26 protein-coding genes are annotated in these 25,567 nt (G+C 40.0%); 19 read left to right on the top strand and 7 right to left on the bottom strand.

Annotated features, from left to right (window positions below; all coding sequences use genetic code 11):
- The first annotated feature begins 3 nt into the window (after positions 1-3).
- From trpD to trpA, 5 genes are read left to right on the top strand one after another with little or no spacing between them, the layout of a single operon-like run.
- Positions 4-1,026, top strand: a complete 1,023-nt coding sequence (trpD, locus tag ACQKL0_RS04965) for an anthranilate phosphoribosyltransferase (RefSeq protein WP_402868083.1) — start codon at positions 4-6, stop codon at positions 1,024-1,026.
- A complete protein-coding gene (trpC, locus tag ACQKL0_RS04960; RefSeq protein WP_427686488.1) occupies positions 1,027-1,806 on the top strand; it encodes an indole-3-glycerol phosphate synthase TrpC in 780 nt (259 codons plus the stop codon).
- Positions 1,807-1,823: 17 nt separating this feature from the next.
- Positions 1,824-2,441: a phosphoribosylanthranilate isomerase gene (locus ACQKL0_RS04955; RefSeq protein WP_427686486.1), complete on the top strand. Its 618-nt coding sequence runs from the start codon at positions 1,824-1,826 to the stop codon at positions 2,439-2,441.
- A complete protein-coding gene (gene trpB, locus ACQKL0_RS04950) occupies positions 2,442-3,647 on the top strand; it encodes a tryptophan synthase subunit beta (RefSeq protein ID WP_403080055.1) in 1,206 nt (401 codons plus the stop codon).
- Positions 3,640-4,419, top strand: a complete 780-nt coding sequence (gene trpA / locus ACQKL0_RS04945) for a tryptophan synthase subunit alpha (RefSeq protein ID WP_427686484.1) — start codon at positions 3,640-3,642, stop codon at positions 4,417-4,419. The genes trpB and trpA overlap by 8 nt, the downstream gene beginning before the upstream one ends.
- Before the next feature lie 88 nt (positions 4,420-4,507).
- On the opposite strand, the gene ACQKL0_RS04940 is transcribed toward trpA, so the two are convergent.
- Positions 4,508-5,128, bottom strand: coding sequence for a YktB family protein (locus tag ACQKL0_RS04940; protein ID WP_427686482.1), 621 nt, complete (start codon positions 5,126-5,128; stop codon positions 4,508-4,510).
- A 202-nt stretch (positions 5,129-5,330) separates the two neighbouring features.
- Between ACQKL0_RS04940 and ACQKL0_RS04935 the strand changes: the two genes are divergently transcribed.
- Both ACQKL0_RS04935 and ACQKL0_RS04930 read left to right on the top strand, forming a co-directional pair.
- Positions 5,331-5,528, top strand: a complete 198-nt coding sequence (locus tag ACQKL0_RS04935; protein ID WP_402868093.1) for a hypothetical protein — start codon at positions 5,331-5,333, stop codon at positions 5,526-5,528.
- Positions 5,529-5,861: 333 nt separating this feature from the next.
- Positions 5,862-6,665: an inositol monophosphatase family protein gene (locus ACQKL0_RS04930; RefSeq protein WP_427651003.1), complete on the top strand. Its 804-nt coding sequence runs from the start codon at positions 5,862-5,864 to the stop codon at positions 6,663-6,665.
- A 96-nt stretch (positions 6,666-6,761) separates the two neighbouring features.
- On the opposite strand, the gene ACQKL0_RS04925 is transcribed toward ACQKL0_RS04930, so the two are convergent.
- The gene (locus ACQKL0_RS04925) at positions 6,762-6,944 is read right to left on the bottom strand and encodes a YlaF family protein (RefSeq protein ID WP_402868097.1); all 183 of its coding nucleotides are present in this window, start codon (positions 6,942-6,944) and stop codon (positions 6,762-6,764) included.
- A gap of 125 nt (positions 6,945-7,069) precedes the next feature.
- Here ACQKL0_RS04925 and typA point away from each other — a divergent pair, with 125 nt between their 5' ends.
- The 3 genes from typA to ACQKL0_RS04910 are packed head-to-tail and all read left to right on the top strand — an operon-like array spanning position 7,070 to position 9,540.
- Positions 7,070-8,917 carry a translational GTPase TypA gene (typA, locus tag ACQKL0_RS04920; RefSeq protein ID WP_402868099.1) on the top strand — a complete coding sequence of 616 codons (1,848 nt, stop codon included), beginning with the start codon at positions 7,070-7,072 and terminating at the stop codon, positions 8,915-8,917.
- A 22-nt stretch (positions 8,918-8,939) separates the two neighbouring features.
- Positions 8,940-9,248: a YlaH-like family protein gene (locus ACQKL0_RS04915; protein ID WP_402868100.1), complete on the top strand. Its 309-nt coding sequence runs from the start codon at positions 8,940-8,942 to the stop codon at positions 9,246-9,248.
- Between the two features lie 7 nt (positions 9,249-9,255).
- A complete protein-coding gene (locus tag ACQKL0_RS04910; protein WP_402868101.1) occupies positions 9,256-9,540 on the top strand; it encodes a hypothetical protein in 285 nt (94 codons plus the stop codon).
- Between the two features lie 31 nt (positions 9,541-9,571).
- Here the strand turns inward: ACQKL0_RS04910 and ACQKL0_RS04905 are convergent, their stop codons facing one another.
- The 3 genes from ACQKL0_RS04905 to ACQKL0_RS04895 form a co-directional block, all read right to left on the bottom strand.
- A complete protein-coding gene (locus ACQKL0_RS04905; protein ID WP_427686480.1) occupies positions 9,572-9,997 on the bottom strand; it encodes a hypothetical protein in 426 nt (141 codons plus the stop codon).
- Complete coding sequence (locus ACQKL0_RS04900) at positions 9,984-10,184, bottom strand: YlaI family protein (RefSeq protein WP_427686478.1); 201 nt, start codon at positions 10,182-10,184, stop codon at positions 9,984-9,986. Before ACQKL0_RS04900 ends, ACQKL0_RS04905 begins: the two co-directional genes overlap by 14 nt.
- Before the next feature lie 147 nt (positions 10,185-10,331).
- Positions 10,332-10,940 (bottom strand): YhcN/YlaJ family sporulation lipoprotein, encoded by a 609-nt coding sequence (locus ACQKL0_RS04895; RefSeq protein WP_427686476.1) that lies wholly within the window; start codon positions 10,938-10,940, stop codon positions 10,332-10,334.
- 202 nt (positions 10,941-11,142) lie between these two features.
- On the opposite strand from ACQKL0_RS04895, the gene ACQKL0_RS04890 reads away from it, so the two are divergent.
- Positions 11,143-12,471, top strand: coding sequence for a PhoH family protein (locus ACQKL0_RS04890; RefSeq protein ID WP_402868106.1), 1,329 nt, complete (start codon positions 11,143-11,145; stop codon positions 12,469-12,471).
- Positions 12,472-12,531: 60 nt separating this feature from the next.
- On the opposite strand, the gene ACQKL0_RS04885 is transcribed toward ACQKL0_RS04890, so the two are convergent.
- Positions 12,532-13,035 carry a peptidyl-prolyl cis-trans isomerase gene (locus ACQKL0_RS04885; RefSeq protein ID WP_402956166.1) on the bottom strand — a complete coding sequence of 168 codons (504 nt, stop codon included), beginning with the start codon at positions 13,033-13,035 and terminating at the stop codon, positions 12,532-12,534.
- A gap of 199 nt (positions 13,036-13,234) precedes the next feature.
- Here ACQKL0_RS04885 and ACQKL0_RS04880 point away from each other — a divergent pair, with 199 nt between their 5' ends.
- Together ACQKL0_RS04880 and pyc are read left to right on the top strand one after the other, a co-directional pair.
- Positions 13,235-13,516, top strand: coding sequence for a YlaN family protein (locus tag ACQKL0_RS04880; RefSeq protein ID WP_402868108.1), 282 nt, complete (start codon positions 13,235-13,237; stop codon positions 13,514-13,516).
- A gap of 533 nt (positions 13,517-14,049) precedes the next feature.
- Positions 14,050-17,487 (top strand): pyruvate carboxylase, encoded by a 3,438-nt coding sequence (pyc, locus tag ACQKL0_RS04875; protein ID WP_402868110.1) that lies wholly within the window; start codon positions 14,050-14,052, stop codon positions 17,485-17,487.
- 157 nt (positions 17,488-17,644) lie between these two features.
- Here the strand turns inward: pyc and ACQKL0_RS04870 are convergent, their stop codons facing one another.
- Positions 17,645-18,628: a COX15/CtaA family protein gene (locus ACQKL0_RS04870; RefSeq protein WP_402868112.1), complete on the bottom strand. Its 984-nt coding sequence runs from the start codon at positions 18,626-18,628 to the stop codon at positions 17,645-17,647.
- A gap of 636 nt (positions 18,629-19,264) precedes the next feature.
- Between ACQKL0_RS04870 and cyoE the strand changes: the two genes are divergently transcribed.
- The 6 genes from cyoE to ctaG all read left to right on the top strand — a co-directional run bounded on the left by cyoE (position 19,265) and on the right by ctaG (position 25,461).
- Positions 19,265-20,203 carry a heme o synthase gene (cyoE, locus tag ACQKL0_RS04865; protein WP_402987763.1) on the top strand — a complete coding sequence of 313 codons (939 nt, stop codon included), beginning with the start codon at positions 19,265-19,267 and terminating at the stop codon, positions 20,201-20,203.
- 259 nt (positions 20,204-20,462) lie between these two features.
- Entirely contained in the window at positions 20,463-21,545 is a 1,083-nt protein-coding gene (gene coxB, locus ACQKL0_RS04860) for a cytochrome c oxidase subunit II (RefSeq protein WP_402868114.1), read from the top strand.
- A 24-nt stretch (positions 21,546-21,569) separates the two neighbouring features.
- Entirely contained in the window at positions 21,570-23,441 is a 1,872-nt protein-coding gene (gene ctaD, locus ACQKL0_RS04855; RefSeq protein ID WP_402868116.1) for a cytochrome c oxidase subunit I, read from the top strand.
- Positions 23,441-24,070, top strand: coding sequence for a cytochrome (ubi)quinol oxidase subunit III (locus ACQKL0_RS04850; protein ID WP_402868118.1), 630 nt, complete (start codon positions 23,441-23,443; stop codon positions 24,068-24,070). The genes ctaD and ACQKL0_RS04850 overlap by 1 nt, the downstream gene beginning before the upstream one ends.
- A 3-nt stretch (positions 24,071-24,073) precedes the next feature.
- Positions 24,074-24,409, top strand: coding sequence for a cytochrome c oxidase subunit IVB (gene ctaF, locus ACQKL0_RS04845; RefSeq protein WP_402868119.1), 336 nt, complete (start codon positions 24,074-24,076; stop codon positions 24,407-24,409).
- A gap of 149 nt (positions 24,410-24,558) precedes the next feature.
- The gene (gene ctaG / locus ACQKL0_RS04840; RefSeq protein ID WP_402956174.1) at positions 24,559-25,461 is read left to right on the top strand and encodes a cytochrome c oxidase assembly factor CtaG; all 903 of its coding nucleotides are present in this window, start codon (positions 24,559-24,561) and stop codon (positions 25,459-25,461) included.
- Positions 25,462-25,567: the final 106 nt, after the last annotated feature.

Below are 25,567 nucleotides of genomic sequence, written 5' to 3'. Positions count from 1 at the left end.
GTTGTGAAGGAGTATTTAGTGAAGTTAGCAGAGCGTCAAACATTGACGGAAGATGAGATGAGTAGAGCAGCCCAAGCGTTATTTTCTACAGATATTACAGAAAGCGAGATGGCGGCTTTTCTTATAGCATTAAAAGCAAAAGGAGAAACGGCGGGAGAAATCGCCAGTCTGGTCAGGGTCATGCGGAAAAAAGCAAGAAGTGTACATTCGACTAGTTTAAACGTGATGGATAATTGCGGGACAGGTGGAGATGGCTCACAAAGCTTCAACATCAGTACCACTTCTGCATTTGTTCTGGCCGGTGCCGGAGTAAAGGTTGCCAAACATGGAAATCGTAGCATTTCGAGTAAGACGGGAAGTGCGGATGTTTTGGAAGAGCTAGGGGTCAATTTATACCTTGAACCTGGAATGGTGAAAGAACTGCTGGAGGAAAACGGCATCACTTTCTTGTTTGCGCCGTCACTCCATCCAAACAGCGCCCGGATTATGAAAGTGAGAAAAGAATTGAAGATCCCAACTGTCTTTAATTATTTAGGTCCATTAACAAATCCAGTGCAACTCGAAACGCAACTATTGGGAATTAACCGTCGGGATATGCTTGAGCTATTTGCCGAGGTGCTCCACAAATTAGGCAGAAAACGTGCGGTTGTCATCCATGGAGCAGGTTCTATGGATGAAGCAAGTCTACAGGGAGAAAATTCTCTCGTCCTTTTGGAAGAAGGGGACATCATCCCCTTTACCCTGAATCCGGAAGAAGTGGATTTGCCCATCTACGGAAATGAGGAAATTCGTGGAGGAGACGCTAAGGAAAATGCTGATATTATGCTACGTGTCTTAAAAGGAGAGAAAGGGGCTTACCGGGATACCGTTTTGTTGAACGCAGGGCTGGGATTATTCGCCCATGGAACGGCGCCCACAATTAAAAAGGGCATTTCTCTGGCCAAAGATAGTCTGGACAGCGGTTCAGCTCTTGCGAAATTAGAAAATTTAATTGCCTATGGCAACCGTAATAAGGTGGTAATGTAAATGGAAAATATTTTAACGAAAATCATCGAAAGGAAAAAAGTGGAGGTTGCCCATTATAAAGAAGGAAGCGGCTTTCCACAGTCGGAGGCGGTCCGTTCAACAAGGCCATCGCTAGTGGAATCTTTGAAAACAGCCGCCTCCATTTCGGTTATAGCAGAAATAAAACGTGCTTCTCCGTCAAAGGGTACGATAAACATGGATGTTGACCCCATCAATCAAGCCCTATCTTATGAAAAAGGGGGAGCTGCTGCCATATCCGTTTTGACGGACGAGTCTTTCTTTAAAGGAACGATTGATGATTTACGAAACGTGAGCCAACTTGTCAAAATCCCTAGACTCTGTAAGGACTTCATCATTGATGAAATCCAGATTGACCGGGCCTACCATGCAGGTGCGACCATTATTCTTTTAATTGTGGCAGCTCTTTCGAAAGAGCGCCTACATGAGTTGTATCAATATGCAAAAAGTAAAGGGCTCGAAGTATTAACTGAAGTCCATGATGAATCAGAGCTAAAACAGGCGGTGGACCTCGGAGCAGAATTGATTGGGATCAACAATAGAAATTTAAAAACATTCGAAGTGGACCTGGCTGTAACGGAACGGCTTGCGAAACTGCTTGATCCGAACATTCATATGATTATCAGTGAAAGTGGAATCAAAACGAAAGCAGATGTCCTGCGTGTGAAAAAAGCGGGTGCCAGGGGGATTTTAGTGGGTGAAACCTTGATGACTTCCACCAACCTTTCGGAGACGATGAATGAACTTCAAGTGAACTTTTAAGAGGTAAGGAGATAAATATGTTCGTCAAAATTTGTGGATTGAAAACATTGGAGGATGTCCAATCGGCTGTAGGGGCAGGTGCTGATTTCATCGGGTTCATTTTTGCAGAAAGCAGCCGGAAAGTACAACCTGAGGTGGTGCGTGAAATTGGACGAAACCTCCCTGGACATGTGAAAAAAGTAGGGGTGTTTTCTAATCAGGCCGAACGGGATGTGATTAGGACGGCTGGCATCGCTGGATTGGATTATATTCAGCTGCACGGAAACGAGTCTACTAGTTTTGCCGAAAGGATGCCGCTACCTGTCATTAAGGCATTCGCCATACATTCAGAAGAGGACCTTGAAAACCTTAACGATTATCCAGCTGAGTATCTTCTGGTCGATTTGCCGAAAGGTTCCTCGGGAAAAGGAATGACATTAGATTGGGATATGCTCCAAAAAGCCAAGCTTCCACTGGACAAGGTTTTTCTTGCAGGTGGCTTAAATCCGGATAATGTGGATAAAGCGATTTTGGCCGTATCCCCATTCGGGGTTGATGTCGCTAGTGGTGTGGAGATAGATGGGGTGAAGGACGCAACAAAAATAAAGGCATTTATAAGGAAGGCAAAAAATATACAGGAGAAGAGGAATGAATAGATGAGTACGTATACACAACCTGACCAAACTGGGCACTTCGGGGCATATGGTGGCCGTTTTGTCCCTGAAACCTTGATGGCTGCAATCACTGAACTTGAAGAGGTCTATGAACAATCAAAAAATGATCCGGATTTCCAAAAGCAGCTATCCTATTACCTGACTCAATACGTTGGTCGGGAAACACCTCTTTATTTTGCTGAGAACCTGACGAAACTTGCAGGTGGTGCCGATATCTACCTGAAACGTGAGGATTTGAACCATACAGGTGCCCACAAAATAAATAATACGATAGGCCAGGCTTTATTGACTCAAAAAATGGGCAAAAAAAAGGTCATAGCCGAAACAGGTGCAGGACAGCATGGCGTAGCGACGGCGACAGTCTGTGCTTTATTGAAGCTCGAATGCATCATCTTCATGGGTGCAGAAGATATCAGAAGGCAGAAATTGAACGTATTCAGAATGGAATTGTTAGGAGCAAAGGTTGTTTCCGTTACACAAGGGAGCTCCACTTTGAAGGATGCAGTAAATGAAGCATTACGATACTGGGTTGCAAATGTAGAGGACACTCACTACATTATGGGCTCTGTTCTCGGTCCACATCCGTTTCCCGTCATTGTTCGCGATTATCAAAGCGTCATTGGCAATGAAACAAAGCGCCAGTATTCAGACTTGGTAAATGGGCTTCCTGATGCAGTGGTCGCTTGTATTGGGGGTGGCAGTAATGCAATGGGCATGTTTTACCCTTTCATAGAGGATGAAACGGTGAAGTTATATGGAGTGGAAGCTGCAGGTCATGGTCTCCATACACCATTACATGCTTCAAGTTTGACTAAGGGAAGGCCCGGCGTGCTTCACGGGGCATTCATGTATGTCTTGCAAAACGAAGACGGCCAAATCCAGGAGGCCCATTCGGTCTCAGCGGGGTTGGATTATCCCGGAGTAGGACCGGAACACAGTTACCTAAAGGATACGAATCGGGTCACATATACTTCCGTTACTGATCAGGAAGCCTTGGATGCCCTTGTATTGCTTTCAAGGGAAGAAGGGATTATTCCAGCTTTAGAAAGCTCTCATGCCCTTTCTTATGGGTTAAAACTGGCTAAAGAAATGGAAAAAGGGACAGGGTTGGTCATTTGTCTCTCTGGTCGTGGTGACAAAGATGTTGAACAAGTCCAATCCATTTTAGGGGGCAGCGATCATGAATAAGTTAACGAAAGTGATGCAAGATTGTGTGAACAAGGGAGAAAAGGCGTTCATCCCCTATATCATGGCAGGCGATGGAGGTTTGGATCGATTAAAAGGCCAGCTGATGTTCCTAGAAAAAAACGGGGCAACCGCTGTTGAATTGGGCATACCCTTTTCCGATCCAGTTGCTGATGGACCGGTTATTCAACAGGCAGGGATTCGTTCTTTGGAGAAGGGCACGACTTTGAAGGATATTTTGAAAAAGGTAACGGAAATCAAAAACGATGTGAATATCCCGATTATACTAATGGGGTACACCAATTCCATCATGGCATATGGTCTAAAGGAGTTTATAGAGGATTGCCTTCATGCTGGAATAGCAGGATGTATCATTCCTGATTTGCCGATTGAGGAAGAAACGGTGTTTTCATCCATCAAAACAGCGGGTATCACACTGATTCGACTTGTGACCCTCACGTCTTCAATGGATCGAATCACGGAGATTACAGCAGGAGCTGAAGGCTTTATCTACGCAGTTACGGTAAAGGGTATCACGGGTACCCGTGATACCTTCGGGGGCGATGTCGGTGAATATCTTAAACAGGTAAAAGAACTGAGCCCTGTCCCGGTTCTTGCCGGGTTTGGCATCTCAACGCCCGAGCATGTAAGGAATGCGATTCAATCCTGTGATGGGGTCATCGTCGGAAGCAAGATCATAGAATGCTTTGAAACGGGAAAAAAAGAACACATCACCGAGCTCATCAGCGCAAGTAAAATATTGGTTCAAAAATAAAAGCACGGAGGTACCTATAAAGGCACCTCCGTGCTTCCATCGTTTGGTCTATATTTTGTAGATATACGTCATATTACGACATAAGCGTTTATTTTAATTGATATAGGGGTAAAAGATGTTCAAACGCATCTTGAATGATTTGGATGAATTCATCTTCTTTTAATTGAATGGCCTCTTCGCGGGGGATTTGTATTCCGCAAAGGATCTCGGCCTTCTTGACCGTTTGCAAACGGGAAAACATGGAGTGTAAATCTTCACTAGAAAGCCCTTCATGTGGAATGACTTCAGGCTTTGTGTGGTCCATTGACCAAACGTAGTCAGAAGGGATATTTTCTTTTAACCGGTTAATGTTTTTCTCAAGATGCTGTCCTATTTCTACCTTATTGGGGGCCTCATAAATGACGGCGTACCATATGAACAAATGTGTCTCCCATATACCTATCTGAAAATGGGGCATCATTTTATAGCCCCGGCTATTAGCGGCAAAAGCAACCCATGTATCGTTAGGAGGGTTCACTTTCCGTCTGGCATGCCTTGCTACATGAGGAAACATTTCTTCACCAGTCATGATAGATAGCTGATGTGAAAAATGTTCGCCCAATGCATGAAGCTTAGGTTGTATCTTTTCTTTTAAAGCTTCCATTCGCGGTTCTAATCCATCAATTTTAAATACGTTAAAATCATCAGAAGTGAAACTTAATAATTTCATCATTTATCTCTCCTACCGTAAATATCTGCACATATTGTAGCATAAGTATAAGGTAATTTCGAAAATAGCGTTTTGTAACTTGATTTCAAATAAATTGATGGGTAAGAACACAAATTAGTTGCTATTTGTTGGTGGAAGACATATGATAAAATAAAATTAAATTCTGAAAATTAAGTTTATTGATGAAGGGAGAATGTTAATTATGAAACAAGTCATGAACCAAGCATTAAAAGCTAAAGAAGTAGAAAGACATAGAGCTGCAGTGTTAAGAATGGAAATGGACTATGAATTAGCAACCCTTTTTGAAGCGATCAGTGAAGAAAACGATCAGATGAGGTCACTATGCAAGCAAAGATTAGAGCGTATCCGTTTGGAGTTGCTAAAGCTTAAGGCTTTGTAAATGAATAGTTGTAAAGATCAATAAGGAGCATATGAATTAAATGGATAATGAAATCTATAATAGTTGAACGGACACTTATTTTTTTAGAAAATAATGTGTCCGTTTTTCATTATATACCTGAAGTGTTCCCAATAGCGGATTTGAATATTTCTATTGAGGAATAAAGGAAAGAAGTCTTGATGTGGTGGACTGTTCATTTAAGTGGATTGAATTTTAAATTTTTAAAAAGCTTAAAATATGAAGATGTTAAAAACTTGAAGTCATGGTATATTTGCATTACTCTTTAGAATATCTATTTAATGTAGTTTTGATGACAAAGGACGGGATATTATGATGGCATCGGTTAAAGAAATGGATACATATGCGAAGGTATGGATGAGGGAAGCGGGGGTCAAGCTTCGGGCGTCCTTTGAAACCAAGCTGAATATCGAGGAAAAAACGAATCCCAATGATTTGGTAACGAATATGGATAAGGCAATAGAAAAATTCTTTGTTGAACATATAAATGAAACATTTCCTGACCATCGTATTTTTGGAGAAGAGGGTATGGGGAATCAGATAAAGGATTTAAAGGGGACGGTGTGGATTATTGATCCCATCGATGGTACATTGAACTTTATCCACCAACAGCGGAATTTTGCCATTTCTCTCGGTGTATACCAGGATGGCATCGGGAAAATCGGCATGGTCTATGATGTTGTGCATGATGAATTATACCATGCTGTTAAAGGGCAGGGAGCTTTTATGAATGAACAAAGGCTTGCCCCGTTAGAAGAAGGTTCTGTCAGTACATCCATTCTATCGATGAATGCGAGTTGGGTAACGGAAAACCGCCGAATCGATCCAAACATCCTTGCCCCGCTTGTCCGTGATGTCAGGGGAACACGATCATACGGATCAGCTGCACTGGAACTTGCTTTCGTAGCTGCTGGACGCCTGGATGCTTATATAACGATGCGCCTTATGCCGTGGGACTTTGCTGGAGGGGCGTTACTTATTGAAGAGGTTGGTGGGGAAGTGACCAACATTAAAGGGGAGGAATTGAACTTCCTATCAGGAGATTCTCTTTTTGTTTCTAAACCTGGTCTACATAAGGAAGTGTTCGAACGATACTTGTCGGATAATTCAAGAAAGTAGTGAACGATATGCAGGAAAAACCTTTAATGGAAAATAAATTTTCGGAGTATAAAGTTATAAATAAAAAAACTCGCTATCAGCAGCGAGTTTTTTTATTTATAACTTTCCTGCTTCACGCAGTTTTTTCTTTTGAGAGAAGCCATACCCCATTATTCCGCATAGCACAACGATTGCAGCTACTATTCCGAGTATGCTCTTTATCGCGATAAAGATGCCAATGGAGCCAATACTTGCTGTAGCCAGTATCGCTAAAATTAAGAAATTCCATTTAATATTCATTAAAATCACCCCTAATAATTCTATTGTACATAATTTCGTTATTTGTTTCTACCATGTTTGTGATATAATATGTAAGTTAATACTAGTGATACGTTAAACACCAAATTTTTTTAGGAGTGAATTTTTTGAAATTAAGAGAAAATATTCGTAATATAGCCATCATTGCCCACGTCGATCATGGTAAAACAACTTTAGTGGATCAGTTGCTTAAGCAATCTGGTACTTTCCGTGAAAACGAACACGTTGAAGAACGTGCGATGGATTCTAATGCTATTGAAAAAGAACGCGGAATTACGATTCTTGCGAAAAATACAGCAGTTCAATATCAAGACACAAGAATTAATATCTTGGATACACCTGGTCATGCTGACTTTGGTGGTGAAGTAGAACGGATCATGAAAATGGTCGATGGCGTTTTACTTGTTGTCGATGCTTATGAAGGTTGTATGCCTCAAACACGTTTCGTGTTGAAAAAAGCTTTGGAACAAAAAATCACGCCTATCGTTGTCGTGAATAAAATTGATAAAGACTCTGCTCGTCCAGATGAAGTTGTCGACGAAGTTATCGACTTGTTCATCGAACTTGGCGCTGAAGAAGAACAATTAGACTTCCCAGTAGTCTTCACTTCAGGTATTGCTGGAACAGCAAGCTTGGATTCAGATCCTACTAAACAAGAAAAAGACATGACTCCATTATTCGAAACAATTATCGAAACGATTCCTGCTCCAGTCGATAACTCAGAAGAACCACTGCAATTCCAAGTGGCTTTACTTGATTACAACGACTATGTAGGACGTATCGGTGTTGGTCGTGTATTCCGCGGAAAAATGCACGTGGGACAACAAGTTTCATTGATGAAGCTTGATGGATCAGTTAAGCAATTCCGTGTAACGAAAATCTTTGGTTATATCGGCTTGAAAAAAGTTGAAATCCAAGAAGCTGTTGCTGGTGACCTAATCGCCGTTTCCGGTATGGAAGATATCAACGTCGGTGAAACGGTTTGCCCAGTAGAGCATCCTGATGCGCTTCCAATCCTACGTATCGATGAGCCAACATTACAAATGACTTTCCTTGTAAACAACAGCCCATTCGCAGGACGTGAAGGTAAATTCGTAACGGCTCGTAAAATCGAAGAGCGTTTGAAAAGCCAATTGCAAACAGATGTAAGCTTAAGAGTAGAAAATACTGATTCTCCGGACGTATGGATTGTTTCTGGTCGTGGAGAGCTTCACCTTTCTATCCTGATTGAAAACATGAGACGTGAAGGCTATGAGCTTCAAGTTTCGAAACCGGAAGTTATCGTTCGTCTTATTGATGGCGTACGTTGCGAGCCAGTTGAACGTGTTCAAATCGATGTTCCAGAAGAGCATACTGGTGCTATCATGGAATCCATGGGTGCACGTAAAGGCGAATTGTTAGACATGGTCAATAGCGGAAGCGGTCAAGTTCGTTTACTATTCACGATTCCAGCCCGTGGACTTATCGGTTATTCTACTGAGTTCTTAACAATCACTCGTGGTTACGGTATCATGAACCATTCATTTGACAGCTACCAACCAATGGCACAAGGCCAAGTTGGCGGAAGACGTCAAGGTGTATTAGTATCTATGGAATCAGGAAAAACAACACAATACGGTACTATGCAAGTAGAAGACCGTGGTGTCATTTTTGTTGAACCAGGTACTGACATTTATGAAGGTATGATTGTCGGCGAACATAATCGTGATGCAGATTTAACGGTTAATATCGTTAAAGCAAAACAAATGACAAACATGCGTTCAGCAAATAAGGATCAAACTTCTTCAATGAAGAAACCAAGAATTATGTCTCTTGAAGAAGCACTTGAGTATTTGAACGATGATGAGTATTGTGAAGTAACTCCTGAATCAATCCGTCTTCGTAAGAAAATTCTTGATAAAAACGAACGTGAAAGAGCAGCTAAAAGAAAAAAAGTGGCTGTTGAAGAAAAATAATTAGCTAGAGGAGGAGTAAAGATTGGATATCCAAGAGCGATTATCATTTTTTGCAGCGTTGTACAGAGTGGATGAGAACCCTGAAGCGGGAATGTGGTATTTGTATTTAACAATCTTTGGATTATGCATCCTTGTCTATCAGCTAGGTTTCGCCAAAAAGCTACCTTTGCTCAAAAATGTGATTATCTATGCGGTAATGGCACTTGGATGTACTCTTCTTTCTTTCTTCGCTGTGTTTCTCCCAATGGGGGAAGCGTTAGTCATAGCATCTCTTGTCCTTGGAATTTATAAGATTCGTCTTCATAATTCGAAAAAAGAAGAACAGGCTTGAGTGAGCTATGAAATCATTACAAGATGCTTTATACAATTGGCTGACGATAAGAGTTGTTTGTGATGAAAGGCCCGATGATACAGCCGCACGAGAAACAGAAATGTTTTTTATGCAGATGCTTCAGAACGACCACCAGGTGAGGATTGATTCCGTTACAAAAACAGAACCTTTTTATTTTGTTGAATATAAAGTAGGAGACGAAATGAAAAAGCAACGTTTCCCGATTGAATTAATTGATATCATGTTGGATCAGATACAACTTGAGCCAGATAAGTATAAAAATATCGAGTAATACAAAAATGACCGTGCGGTTTTCCGCACGGTTATTTTTGTATGGACAATGGAAGGAACAGAGAATAAATAAAATGTGCAAGTGCCCACAATAAGAATGTGAACAAGTCAAAAGAAGGAATAACCATGGTTTTAGAAAGGAAAGCCAATGGAAAATAAAGCAGGATGGCAGGAATGATGAATAAATTAGCAAAGGCAAATCGCTTCACAATCTTTCTTTTTTGAATCATATAGGCATAGCCATAAGTAAGGAAGATTGATATAAATAAATGAAAAGAAAATAGCCATGCTTCATTCCAAGGGATTTCCCCAAAAATAGGAATGAAATCCACGTTCAATAAAAGCTGATACACTTTTATTCCTGAGGACGCTTCAATCCATTTCGTTATAAAGCCAAGTAATAATCCATTGAACAGACCAATCAGGAGTATCCGATTGAACGATTTACCATTCATCATCTTTTTTTATCGTGCGGTAGAGATGGAAATTGCCTGTGGCAATCCGTTCATTCGTACGTTCTTCAATGCGTTGTTTACATATATCGCACATGTAGGTATGTATAGGACGGTTACGTAGCTTCTTAGCTTCTGGACTATCATCTGGTATGTCTTCGATTTGATCGCATATTACGCATTTTACCTTCATAATTATTGAACCTCACTTCGATTTCAGTATGTGTTTAAGTATACCAATAATTTCATGCCAAAACGAGGATAAAGTACAAGTCTCCCGTGTGGGATTTGCAATTGTACATAAGAAAAAACCCGAAGAAGATTCGACGGGGTGAAAAGGTTAATCTTTATGATGATTGGACTGTTCGTTTTGTTCTTTTTCTAATTGTTTTCTGTCATCTTGATTATGGGGCGAGTTCCCTTGATCATCCGTAACCTTTGCAGGGGTAGGTGTCAAGGTGTCACCAGGTACCTCAGGTATGACTCTACTTGTGATATCTGCCAACTCATTTAATATCCCCCTTACGGGTTCGCCATTTTTAATGTCTGCTGCAACTTCTTTGATTCGTGCATTTAAATCTGGATCGGCTACGACAATCGCATAGGCACCATGAGGATCATTCTTTAATGTCTCTCCAACCGAGTATTTAACGGTTCCGACTTGTGAGCGTTCGATGTCCGCGTCGATATCAATCCCCACCAGGGCGTATTTCCCAATTACAACTGCGGTGGCATCATTCACTTCAGGTACTGATTGAGCCAGATTCGTTAGCCTTTTGGATGTTTCTTGTCCGGTCCTGCGATCGCTTTCCTGAATGGTCGAGTTATGAACTTGGGTTAAGCCGTTTTTAGCCTGGTCTTTTGAATCGTCACTTGCATGATCCGTCGAACAACCTGACATCAGTAAGAGTGCAGCCAATGAAAAAATTTGTTTGCGCAAGAGTTCCATCTCCTTTTTACTCGTAGAATTCATTGATCATATTGTGTATTTCGCATCTTTATATCAAGGAAGATTTCTTTATAGTCTGTAATTGTTCTTCTATCTTTATACAAAGGGACATATATTTTATCAACAGTCTCGTCCGCTACATAACTGCTAAGAGCAGTCATTGTTAGGTATATCCGATAAAGAGCAGGCAGGAGGCGTCATATTGGACAAAATCTATGTTTTAGATACGAATGTCCTGTTGCAGGATCCGTATTCTATTTATTCATTCGGGGTTAATGAAATCGTCATTCCAGCAGTTGTATTAGAAGAATTGGATTCTAAGAAAAGGTATATGGATGAAATCGGAAGGAATGCAAGGCAGGTTTCGAAATTAATTGATCATTTTCGGGAAAAAGGGAAACTACACCAGAGTATCCCGCTTCATAATGGAGGAAGTTTACGAATAGAACTTAATCATCGTTCTTTTCATGAACTACAGGAAATTTTTGTCGAGAAAACAAATGATAATCGAATATTGGCGGTTGCTAAAAATTTGTCATTGGAAGAAGAGACGAAGGAAGAGGGGAAGACGGTCATCCTCGTTAGCAAAGATACACTAGTGCGTGTAAAGGCAGATGCTATCGGACTTGAGGCAGAAGACTTTTTAAATGACCGTGTCGTTGAATTGGACCATGTCTATGGTGGATATAAAGAGATATTTGTTTCAATTGACAACCTAAATAAATTTTATGAAAAAAGTTATTTAGAACTTGAAGAGTTGTCAGAAGATCAATACTATCCCAATCAATTTCTCCTCATGAAGGATACACTAGGAAGCTCAGCCTCGGCGATTGGGATCATCAATGAAAACTGTAAGACTGTTAAGAAGTTGATGTATGAAGGGGAACATATATGGGGAATTAAGCCTAGGAATGTTCAACAAACGATGGCTTTGGATTTGTTGCTTCGTTCAGATGTACAGCTTGTGACACTAATTGGTAAGGCGGGCACTGGGAAAACGTTACTTGCTTTGGCAACAGGCTTGTTGCAAACAGAGGATTTAGCCCATTATAAGAAGCTTCTTGTCGCAAGGCCAATTGTACCGGTCGGTAAAGATATTGGTTATCTGCCTGGAGAAAAGGAAGAAAAATTGAAGCCGTGGATGCAGCCTATATTCGATAATCTGCAATACTTGTTCAATACCAAGAAACCAGGAGAATTGGATGCCATTCTAGCAGGGATGAGTTCGATTGAAGTAGAAGCCCTGACGTATATCAGGGGAAGGAGCATACCGGATCAATTCATCATCATTGATGAAGCACAGAATCTGACGAAACATGAGGTAAAGACTATCTTAACAAGGGTAGGGGAACGAAGCAAAATCGTGTTGATGGGAGATCCAGAACAAATTGATCATCCATATTTAGATGAATATAATAATGGCTTGACGTATGTAGTCGAAAAATTCAAGACGGAGCGGATTGCTGGGCATGTCAAGCTGATAAAAGGGGAAAGATCTACATTGGCACAGCTTGCTGCAACGCTTTTATAAATAAAAAAATGGCACGGGGAAAATCCCCTGCCATTTTCTGGAGTATTGCTATTGGCGAGCTTATTTGACTGTAAAAGACGTGACATACTTGATTGGATTGTCGATATTACTTCCATCACCAAAATAAATTTCCATGGGACCACCTTCAGACACTTTAAGTGGTTGTCCATCCTTTGAAAACCCGATGAAAAATTTCATGGCATCTTCTAGCGGAAACGCCAATTCTTTGCCTTCTGAAGTAACGATAACTTCGGTTGCATCATCAGCGGGTTCGGCATTTTTTAAAAAAGGTTCAAACAGAATGCCAAAAGAACCTTCAAGCAATCGTTGTTTCTCGAATTTCCGTTCTGTTTTTATTGTAGGGGGTAGAACCGCTCCCTCTTGAATTTCTTTTTGCCAATGTCTAGAAGCTTTCTTAGTATAATCTTCTAGTTCATTGATCTGTACTCTTTCTTCACTGAAATATGTATCAATCTCAATTTTACGGTCATCGAAGATCCATACTCCAGGGTCTATTGTAAGAGGATATTTCACATTTCCGTTAATAAACACGATGGATTCCAAATATCTCATTCCTTCCTTTGCTCACATACATGTACAATTATAATCAATTACAGGAGAATTGTCACATTATCGAGCATGCATCGGCACAATTCTTCCAGGTTTCGTTATTCATTTAGTTTGTCAATATCCTTGCTTTTTAAGACAACTAAAGGTAGAATTTAAAGATAAGATTTAATCGCTCTGAGCGGGGGGATTTAACATGGCATCTGAAATGCTTGTCAATCATCGAGAAAAAGCTTTTGCTTTATTAAAGGCAGATGCTGACAAGATTCTAAAATTGATAAAAGTTCAAATGGAGAATCTCACTATGCCTCAATGTCCTTTATATGAAGAGGTACTGGATACTCAAATGTTTGGTCTATCACGGGAAATTGATTTTGCTGTACGATTAGACCTAATAGAGGAATTGGAAGGCAAATCTCTTTTAGAGACACTCGAAAGAGAATTGTCAGTATTACATGAAGCATCATTAAAAAAATAATATATAGCACATACTAACTCAAACAAATCTCGATGATTGTTTGAGTTTTTTATTTGTATACATAATCAAATGAATAGGTTATACTTATTTTAAAAGTGTTATACTAATAAGACGGAACATTCTTTGTTTAGTCCTTTTTATGTTTTTATATTAGTAATGATGTATCAAATTCATTCACAACATTTAATATTATACAAAACTTGAATACGGTTGCTGATCCAATGGCACTAAGACAAAAAGTGGATTGAAAAATACTTTTAAATATAAACGAAAGAATTTTTTATTTTTTTATTGTATTCAGTTTATTTTAGTATTATGGTTATATTAATTACTTATTAAAGTGAAAAGTACGAAAAGTTGGTATATCATAATAATAGTAATTATTTAAAAATTTCGCTTTATTCTTTTTCATTATTCACTTAATGAAATGGACGTTTAAGTTATCTCTATTAATGGAGAATGAAAAGTTGTGATATCTCTCACACTTTTTTTCTATATATTTATAAAAATACATATTGATTAGGGTGGTAGCAATGGTTAAACGTATAGAAAAGGTACTTGCGGCAAATCGCGGGGAAATTGCGATTCGAATTTTTCGGGCATGTACGGAATTAGACATTTGTACAGTTGCAATCTATTCCAAGGAAGATTACGGATCCTATCACCGCTATAAGGCTGATGAAGCATATCTGGTTGGTGAAGGTAAAAAGCCAATCGATGCATATTTGGATATTGAAGGGATTATTTCAATTGCCAAAATGAGTGGAGTTGACGCTATTCATCCTGGTTATGGCTTTCTTTCAGAAAATATAGATTTTGCTAAACGTTGCGAAGAAGAGGGAATTATCTTCATCGGACCTGAATCAAGGCATTTAGATATGTTTGGGGACAAGGTAAAAGCTAGAACACAAGCTGAACTGGCTGGTATTCCGGTCATTCCAGGCAGTGATGGACCAGTAACAAGCGTGGAAGAAGTAAAAGAATTCGGTAAGAAGTACGGCTTCCCCATTATTATAAAAGCCTCACTTGGTGGAGGCGGACGCGGCATGCGTATTGTCGAAAAACTTGAAGAAACCGAAGAAGCATACAATCGCTGTAAATCTGAAGCGAAAGCAGCCTTTGGGAATGATGAAGTATACGTAGAGAGATACATTAAAAATCCAAAGCATATCGAAGTTCAAATCTTGGCAGATTCTCATGGTAATACCGTTCATTTATATGAACGTGACTGCTCGGTGCAAAGACGTCATCAAAAAGTCGTTGAAGTTGCTCCTTCAGTTTCGCTTCCGGAGAGCCTTAGAGAAGAGATTTGCGAGGCTGCAGTCAAATTGGCCAAAAATATCGACTATGTTAATGCTGGGACAGTGGAGTTCCTTGTGGCAAATGGTGAATTTTATTTCATTGAAGTCAATCCAAGGGTTCAGGTAGAGCATACCATTACCGAAATGATTACAGGAATCGATATTGTTCAATCGCAAATCATGATTGCCGAAGGCCATGAACTACATGGTAAAAAGATCGCCATTCCAGAACAAGCGGGCATTAAAACAAATGGGTATGCAATCCAATCAAGGGTGACAACCGAAGATCCGTTGAATAATTTTATGCCTGACACTGGAAAAATGATGGTTTACCGTTCGGGTGGAGGATTTGGCGTACGTTTGGATGCAGGTAATGGATTCCAAGGTGCAGTGATTACCCCATATTATGATTCCTTGCTAGTCAAGCTTTCAACACATGCACTATCATTTGAGCAGGCTGCTTCCAAAATGGTGCGTAACCTGAAGGAATTTAGGATTCGTGGAATTAAAACAAACATCCCATTCCTTGAGAATGTTGTCAAACATAAGAATTTCATTACGGGCGAGTACGATACTTCATTTATCGATTCAACGCCTGAATTGTTTAACTTCCCAGTCAGAAAAGACCGTGGAACAAAAATGCTTTCATATATCGGCAATGTAACGGTGAATGGTTTTCCAGGTGTGGAAACGAAGAAAAAACCGGTCTTTGACCCAGCACCGATTCCGGATGTCAAGAATCTGCCGCTTACTCCAGGGACGAAGAATATTCTAGACGAACGAGGAGCAGAAGGCCTGGTTAACTGGATTAAGGAACAGAAAGAAGTATTAATTACGGATACGACTTTCCGTGATGCACATCAATCATTATTGGCTACAAGAATTAGATCAAAGGATATACTGGACATTGCAGAGCCTACGGCAAAATTACTTCCAAACCTATTTTCCATGGAAATGTGGGGCGGGGCAACGTTTGATGTAGCCTATCGCTTCTTGAAAGAAGATCCATGGGAGCGTTTGTTAAGTTTCAGGAAAAAAGCGCCTAATGTCCTGTTACAAATGCTTTTAAGAGCTTCCAATGCAGTGGGTTATAAAAACTATCCCGACAATGTCATACAGGAATTCGTTGAGAAATCAGCGGCGGCGGGTATTGATGTCTTCCGGATCTTCGACAGCTTAAACTGGGTAAAAGGGATGGAAGTGGCTATTGATGCTGTCCGCCAATCTGGTAAAATTGCCGAAGCGGCCATTTGTTACACAGGTGATTTGAATGATTCATCGCGCAGCAAATATAATATAGAATACTATAAAAACATGGCGAAGGAATTGGAGCATGCAGGTGCTCATATTCTAGCTATCAAAGATATGGCAGGTCTTTTGAAACCGGATGCGGCTTACCGTCTTGTATCGGAATTGAAGGAAACGACTTCTCTACCTATTCATTTGCATTCGCATGATACGAGCGGAAATGGTATCTTTACGTACTCAAAAGCCATTGAAGCAGGAGTGGATATTGTGGATACGGCGATTGGCTCGCTTGCAGGCTTAACTTCTCAGCCAAGTATTCAAACCCTTCATTATGCACTGGAGGGATCGGGTAGACAGCCTAAACTTGAAGTGGATTCACTTGAACGTCTAGGAGAGTATTGGGGAGAGGTACGGAAGTTCTATAAAGACTTCGAAAGTGGCATGAATGCACCCCACACGGAAGTTTATAAGCATGAAATGCCAGGTGGACAGTATAGTAATCTACAACAGCAGGCTAAAGCGGTAGGTCTTGGAGATCGTTGGCATGAAGTGAAGGAAATGTATCGACGCGTCAATGTCATGTTCGGAGATATCGTTAAAGTGACACCATCTTCAAAAGTTGTAGGCGACATGGCCTTATTCATGGTACAAAATAGCCTTTCGGAAGAGGATGTCCTTACAAAGGGTCAAGCCATTGATTTTCCTGATTCCGTTATTGAATTATTCGAGGGGTACTTGGGACAACCAACGGGAGGTTTTCCAAAGGAACTTCAGGAAGTTATCCTGAAAGGGAAAAAACCGATTACAGTTAGACCAGGTGAACTACTGGAAGCTGTAGATTTTGATGCATTAAGAGAAGAGTTGTTCCGAGAAGTGGGACGTCCTGTCACAGACTTCGATGTGCTTGCATATGCCCTATATCCTAAAGTATTCTTGGATTATAATAAAACGAAAGAGTTATTCGGCGATGTATCCAACCTAGACACAGCCACTTTCTTATATGGCATGAGATTAGGAGAAGAAATAGAAGTCGAAATAGAAAAGGGGAAAACCCTTATCGTTAAATTAGTGTCAATTGGGCAGCCATTGCCTGATGGCACACGGGTTGTGTATTTTGAATTGAATGGTCAATCTCGTGAAGTCATCATCAAGGATGAGAATATTAAATCGTCCGTGCAAACCAAAATCAAGGCTGACACCAAAAATAAAGAACATATTGGGGCTACGATGCCTGGTACGGTCATCCGCGTTGTCGTCGAAAAAGGCGATCAAGTCAAGCAGGGTGATCACCTGATCATTACAGAAGCCATGAAAATGGAAACAACTGTACAAGCACCTTTCTCTGGTACAATTAAAGACATTTATGTTAAAGACGGAGAAGCCATCAGTACAGGTGATCTATTGATTGAAATAACTAAGTAACTCTAAGAGAGTCAGAGACTAGCTTTGAAAGAGGGCGCACGGATGGGATAACGTCTGGAGTGCCCTCTTTCAGGCTATCCTTTTAACAGGTATACAAAAAGCCATCATTTTGAATGATGGCTTTTTGTATACCTGTTATTGTTTGAAAAGTCAGACGTCATCTGGCAGGAATGGTCGGTGATACAATTCCCTCATCTCGTTCATTAATAGAAGAAACTTGATTCTCCTTTTCAATAAGTAATGCGTTTTTCTTGCTTCTTGTAGTGAGAAGAAGCAAATAGCTCATCACCCCGAAAAAACAGGCTATAAATAAAGCATGTGCCAATGCAATGTATAAATTTTGTTTAGAAAAGATAATGAAAGCTCCGGCGGTTACTTGTAAAAAGACTAAAATGAATGCTGCATTCCAACCACCATATATGACCCGTTGATGTTTATAGTGTTTATGTGCCAAAAAGGTAGCGTAGGAAACCCATAAGAAAATCATCCCTGCTATCGCCCTATGACCCATTTGTATCCATTCATAGGTGTTAGTAGGTAGGAAGGTTCCATTCCCACATAGAGGCCAATCTTTACATATAAGACTAGATTCAGTATGTCTTACGAGAGCACCGGTATATACGACCAGTAAACAAAAAATCAAAATGCCGGTAATGTGAAATCCCATTCTTTTGTCAACAATCAGTTTATCAGCCTCAAACTTCTTGTCCACTTCGAAAATCAATAGGGTTAATAAAAATACGGAAGCAAAGGATATAAGGGAAATACCAAAGTGGAGAGCCAAAACAAAATCAGATTGAGACCAAAGAACTGCAGCAGCTCCGATTAATCCTTGAAGAACTAGGAAGCCGAATGAAAGAATCGATAGAAAGCGGGCTTCGCGAATATGACCTATTTTTCGCCAAGACATAACTGATAAAAGCAGGACCATGAATCCGCCTACACCTGAGACAACCCGGTGGGAGAGTTCAATAACCAATGCGAACGTAATTTTTTCGGGGATTAATTGACCATTACATAATGGCCATGATCTACCACAGCCCATGCCGGAATCGGTCTTTGTGACTAAGGCTCCCCCTATTAAGATAAAGAGCATTACAATCGTAGTTAAAACAGCAAACCATTTAAGTGACGATTTCACCAGTAGTCCCACCTTTTTCTTGGAGTCATATTAGTTAGTTTTATTAAATCCATACCATATTATCATATCATATTGTAATTGATAAATATTTGTAGAACCTCCTCGATATTACACAAAATAGTATGATTTTACAAGTTCGAAAAAAAGTGCATCCCTAAATGCTACCATCAATATGGATTGAAATTCAGAAGGGAATTTGATAAAAATTGAAGAAGTGGGGATGGTAAAAAAGAGTGAAATGGGGGAATATGTAGGATATTTCCATAATGATCGCCACATGGCGATTTAAGTGAAATTCATGATGTTTACAGTATTTTCATCGAAAAATAACTCGACACAATTTGGTCAAAAATTATTCGAAAAAATTTCACAAAAGCTTCCAAAAATGTGTTTTAATATATTGAAGAAATGATTTTACTAATTTTTACTGTTATGGATGAACACTATATAGTATAGTTGCTTTGAATGGTTTCTTAAATTGTCAATGATATAGGCAAAAAGTAAATTATTTACTTTTTGTTTGCGCTTCCTTGGTTACAAATATAGAAAAGTATGAAATAATGATTTATAGTTATGTACTAAGTGTGCTACCTTTTACTTTTGCATGTTTTTGAGTGATTCAAAGGAGGAAAACAAATGTCAGAAACAAGGGGTATGTCAGAAGCTGTCTTGAAGGACAGTAAAGCCACCCTTCAATCGGATATACCAAAAACTACAGCCTGGAAAGACTTTCTGGCACTTATTAAAGTGGGGATTGTCAATTCAAATATAATCACGGCTTTTACTGGGGTGTGGTTAGCGATTCACTTTGCAGGACTTAGCTTTTTTAGTAATCTTGATGTGGTGTTCTATACTCTTGCAGGCTCGGCTCTTATCATGGCTGGATCTTGCAGTTTTAATAATTACTATGATCGGGATATCGATCATTTGATGGAACGAACAAAAAACCGTCCTACTGTAACTGGAAAAGCACAACCTTCCAGGGTGTTGTTCCTAAGTTTTGGATTGATTATTACAGGACTTATTTTACTTGCCTTGACTAATATGACGACGCTATTGATTGGGGCGTTTGGCGTATTCGCCTATGTGGTTCTTTATACGATGATTTTCAAAAGAAGATTTGTTTCGAATACCATAATAGGCAGTATCTCGGGAGCGGTCCCACCCCTGATTGGATGGGCAGCGATCGATCCAAACCTTGATGTGATTGCGTGGGTTTTATTCGCTATCATGTTCCTTTGGCAGCCCCCACATTTTTACGCTCTTGCAATGAGGCGGGTTGAGGAATATCGGGCAGCTGGGGTTCCAATGCTTCCTGTTGTAAAAGGCTTTAAAAGGGCAAAAAAATCAATTATAGTATGGATCATTGCTTTAATGTTCATTCCATTCTTTTTAACTCCCTTAGGCACTCCATTAGTTGTCTTGGCCGCACTATTAAGTACCGGCTGGCTTATTTTGGGATTGAAGGGGTATAAAAAGAAAGATGATATTAAGTGGGCAACTTCCATGTTTGTATATTCGCTTAATTATATGACTATATTATTTGTAGCGATGGTTATCGTTACACTTATTTAAACTTAGTATATATCATAGGGTTGTAGCCCGTTTGTTAATGGGCTGCACCTTACTTGATAATAAATTGGACACTGACCGCTATACATATTATTCAGAAAAACATCATGAGATTCCATCCTTAGAGCGGTTTGATTCACTAGAGTAATCCTTAGTTTAGGGATTCTTTCTTTTAAAGAAATTGACATAGAGAGAATATTCGCAATAGCGCCCATTTTGAATTTTGTGAGAAAATTTTGATGAAAGAGGGGTTTCTGAAGCTATGAAAAAAAGGCTGCACAAATGGCGCCTAATTGCTTTGCTGGGTATAGTAGGACTTGTCCTTTCGGGCTGCGGTGAACCATTCCTATCCACGCTGAAGCCAGCTGGCGATGTTGCGCAAACACAGTTTGATTTACTGGTATTGAGCACATTAATCATGGTACTGGTGATTATTGTAGTAATCATTTTATTCGTTGTAGTTTTATTCCGCTTCCGCCGAAAGAAAGGCGACGAGACAATACCGAAACAAATTGAAGGAAGTCACAAACTCGAAATTATTTGGACTGTTATTCCTATCCTTCTTTTGATTGTTCTGGCTGTTCCGACTGTCGTTACCACTTTTGACTTAGCTGACACTAGTGCAATGGATAAGAAAGATAAAGATGGAAAAACGAAGGATGCTTTGGTGGTCAACGTTAGGGCAAACCTTTATTGGTGGGAATTTGAATATCCAGACCTAGGTGTAATTACCAGTCAGGATTTGGTCGTTCCGACTGATCAGAAAGTTTATTTCAATTTGACAGCTTCAGATGTTAAACATTCATTTTGGATTCCGGCTGCCGGAGGGAAAATGGATACGAACACTGATGGAGTCAATTCATTTTTCTTAGAATTCGATAGCGAAAAGGCAGAAAATTCTAACGATTTATTCTATGGGAAATGTGCTGAGCTTTGCGGGCCATCCCATGCATTGATGGATTTTAAGGTCGTTACGAAATCAAAAGCTGACTTCGAAGCTTGGACTAAAGATATGAAGACTGCAAAAGCACCTGTGGCAAAAGGGGATGTTGCTAAGCAAGGGGAAGAGGTCTTCAATAAAAGCTGTATCGGATGTCATGCGGTTACCCCAAATGACAGTAGACCTGAAGCAGCCCGTCAAGCTCCAAACCTGGCTACATTCGGCGAACGTGAACGAGTGGCGGGAGTATTGGATCACACGGAAGAAAACGTGAAAAAATGGATCAAAAATCCTGAAAAGTATAAACCGGGTAACACAATGACCGGTACTTACGGCGAGCTTTCTGATTCAGAAATTAATGCACTGACAGCTTACCTTTTAGAGCTCAAGGTGGAAGAAAAATAGAACATTGATTAAGGAGGTTAAATCGTGAGTACGCACGCTAATAAAAAAGGTTTTGGCGCTACGATTTGGGATTACCTAACTACGGTAGACCATAAGAAAATCGCCATTTTATATCTAATTGCAGGCGGATTATTCTTTGTGATCGGCGGTTTGGAAGCGATGTTCATCCGTATCCAGCTGGCAATCCCGAATAATGATTTTGTAAGTGCCGGGTTTTATAACGAAATATTGACCATGCACGGCACGACGATGATTTTCCTGGCGGCCATGCCGTTGGTATTTGCGGTAATGAATGCGGTTGTGCCGCTACAAATTGGGGCACGTGATGTTGCGTTCCCATTTTTAAACTCATTAGGTTTCTGGTTGTTTTTCTTCGGGGGTATCTTTTTAAATCTTTCATGGTTTTTAGGTGGAGCCCCTGATGCAGGCTGGACATCTTATGCATCTTTATCCCTTCACTCTGAAGGGCATGGTATTGATTTTTATGTACTGGGACTACAGATTTCCGGTTTGGGAACCTTAATTGCAGGGATTAACTTCCTTGTGACCATAATCAATATGCGTACGCCAGGAATGACCTATATGCGTATGCCACTATTTACATGGTCAACATTTGTTGTTTCTGCATTAATATTATTTGCCTTCCCACCACTTACTGTCGGGCTAGTATTAATGATGTTTGACAGGATGTTCGGAGCCAACTTCTTCGATGTCGCAGCCGGGGGTAATACGATTATTTGGGAGCATTTATTCTGGATATTCGGTCACCCGGAAGTGTATATCTTGATCTTGCCTGCTTTCGGTATATTCTCTGAAATCTTTGCAACTTTTTCGAGAAAAAGATTATTCGGTTATTCATCCATGGTGTTTGCAACCGTCTTAATTGGTTTCTTAGGTTTCATGGTATGGGCACATCATATGTTCACCACTGGTTTAGGACCTATTGCAAATGCAATCTTTGCCGTTGCCACTATGGCAATTGCGGTACCTACCGGTATTAAGATTTTCAACTGGATCTTCACGATGTGGGGCGGAAGTGTGAAATTCACGGTTCCAATGCTTTATGCCGTCGCCTTTATCCCTTCCTTCACAATGGGTGGCGTGACAGGTATCATGAATGCAGCTGCACCAGCTGATTACCAGTTTCATGATAGCTATTTCGTCGTTGCCCATTTCCACTATGTAATCGTCGGTGGGGTTGTATTGGGTTTATTGGCGGGGATTACGTTCTATTGGCCGAAAATGTTTGGAACGATGTTAAATGAAGGCTTAGGGAAAATCACTTTTTGGACTTTCTTGATTGGTTTCCATTTAACATTCTTTATTCAACATTTCCTTGGTCTAATGGGGATGCCACGTCGTGTATTCACATTCTTGGATAACCAAGGACTTAATACAGGAAATATGATTAGTACAGTAGGGGCTTTCCTAATGGCATTTGCTGTCATCGTTTTAGTCATAAATGTTATCATTACGTCTGTTAAAAACGTCAAGGTCGGCAATGATCCTTGGGGAGATGGCCGTACTCTTGAATGGGCCATCCCATCACCGCCGCCATTCTACAATTTCAAGCAACTTCCGCTTGTCCGCGGGTTAGATCCATATTGGGTCGAGAAAATGGAAGGTAAAAAGGAAATGACGCCAGCAGAGCCACTTGGTGATATTCATATGCCTAATAATTCTATCCTTCCTGTAGTAATTTCATTCGGTTTATTTGTAGCCGCATTTGGTGCTTTATATAATATGGATGATAAAAATTGGACCTTGCCTGTAATCATAATCGGGCTTTTGATTACATTTGGTTCCATGTTCATACGTTCTGTCAAAGACGACCATGGATATCATATTCATAAAGAAGACCTTATGGACGATGATGATAAGGAGGTTAAGGCATAATGCAAGCAGATGAAAAATTCACGGATGCTACTTGGCCTGCTTCTCCTGAGAAAGCGACTTTAGAAGGTAAAAATAAATATTTAGGATTCTGGTTGTTTCTTGGTGGAGAGACGGTATTATTCGCTTCACTTTTTGCTACGTATCTTGCATTAAAGGATAAAGTTCCTAATGAAAATGCAGCACTGGCAAAAGATCTATTCGAATTACCTCTTACGTTTGTTGCGACCATGCTTTTGCTGACTAGTTCATTAACAAGCGTGTACGCAATGTATCACATGAAAAATAATCATTTTAAACAAATGCAAGCTTGGATCGTTATCACTGTGGCATTAGGTTTTGGTTTCCTCGGTCTTGAGATTTATGAATTTAACCACTATGTTCATGAATTTAAGCATACTTTTACTAGTAGTGCATTCGGTTCGGCGTTCTATACGTTAGTCGGATTTCATGGAGGACACGTTGCCTTCGGTTTAATGTGGTTCATATCCCTGATGCTCCGAAATGCGAAAAGGGGATTGAATTTATATAATGCCCCTAAATTTTATGTGGCAAGTCTTTACTGGCATTTCATTGACGTTGTTTGGGTATTTATCTTTACAGTCGTATATTTAATGGGAATGGTGGGATAACTGATGGCGAATGAACAGTCAAATTCAGCAAACCCGAATGTCGATTTAAAATATCGTCGTAAGAAAAATGCTGAAGAGATGAAGCATCAAGTAATTACTTTTAGTCTTATGATTTTCTTAACTTTAGTGGCATTTGCCGCTGTAGGAATAGAAGGTTTTTCACATTGGTTCATTAAGCCAGTCATTTTATTGCTGGCAGTTATACAAGTCATTTTCCAGCTTTATTATTTTATGCATATGAAGCATAAAGGTCATGGCACTATTACATTGTTTCTCTTTTCCGGCCTTGCAGTCGGGTTGATTACAGTGCTAGCTTTTATCACGATTGTCTGGATATGATAGATAGGGACCGGCTATTTTTAAAATAGCCGGTTTTCTTATAATTATCGCCCAGTAAAATCCAGGTTTATCTATATTTGTTACTGCGGTTTATTTTAGGTATAATAGAAGGATAGTAATGGAAAAAAGTTTACGAACGAGGTGATTTTATGTCTATTGATATTTTTGGCTTTCGTGCTTTATGGAGTCCATTTTATTTTGCCGTCCTCGTACTTATTACCATTGGCTATTTTTTGATGGTGACAAAGTACAGGAATAGATTTGAGGATAGTTCACCGGTTCCCTTGAAACAGGTAGTCTATTTCTTAATGGCCATGATTCTTCTTTATGTGGTCAAGGGGTCGCCTATCGATTTGCTCAGTCATATCATGTTCAGTGCACATATGTTTCAAATGGCACTGCTTTACTTGGTGATACCTCCCTTATTTATCATTGCGATACCCACATGGGTGTGGAGATCTTTAATAGATATAAGGGGAATGAAGTCGCTGTTTCGCTTCTTCACGAAGCCTCTCTTTGCACTTATGCTATTTAATGTTCTTTTTTCGCTGTATCATATCCCATTGGTATTCGATTTCATCAAAACTGGCATGTTGGTCCATGCAGGCTATACGGTGATTTTATTTGTGACAGCTGTTTTGATGTGGTTTCCTTTGGTTAATCAGCTTCCTGAATATGAAAGCCTTTCGGGGGTTAAAAAAGTAGCATATATTTTTGGTAGTGGCATTTTAATGACCCCTGCGTGTGCATTGATCATTTTTGCCGATTATCCAATGTATGATACGTTCACTAATGCTGAATCTTGGGCTAGTGCCATGGAACTGTGCGTGCCTGCATCGGCATTGTCAGGCCTGACGCTCAGTGGTCCAGAAATGTTTAATGGGCTGCCTTTGCTTGAAGACCAACAGCTAGGTGGAGTATTGATGAAGGTCATTCAAGAAATCGTTTTAGGATATGTTCTAGGTGTCATTTTCTTTGCTTGGTTCAAGAAGGAGAATGGCGGTGAAAGCGAAATTGACCCTATTCCTACAGATTTCCAGACTGTAGAATGATCATTTCGTGAAAGACTTGTCTACTGAGTGGACAAGTCTTTCATTTGCCTTGTTAGGGGTTTCCGGTATTCTTACTTCAAAATATAGGCTAAACATGAAACCCAAG

It is taken from the genome of Peribacillus sp. NPDC097264 (genome assembly GCF_050277925.1).
Classification (GTDB): domain Bacteria; phylum Bacillota; class Bacilli; order Bacillales; family DSM-1321; genus Peribacillus.
Note: the sequence above shows the minus strand (reverse complement) of the source record. Positions and strands in the feature narration are given on the sequence as shown.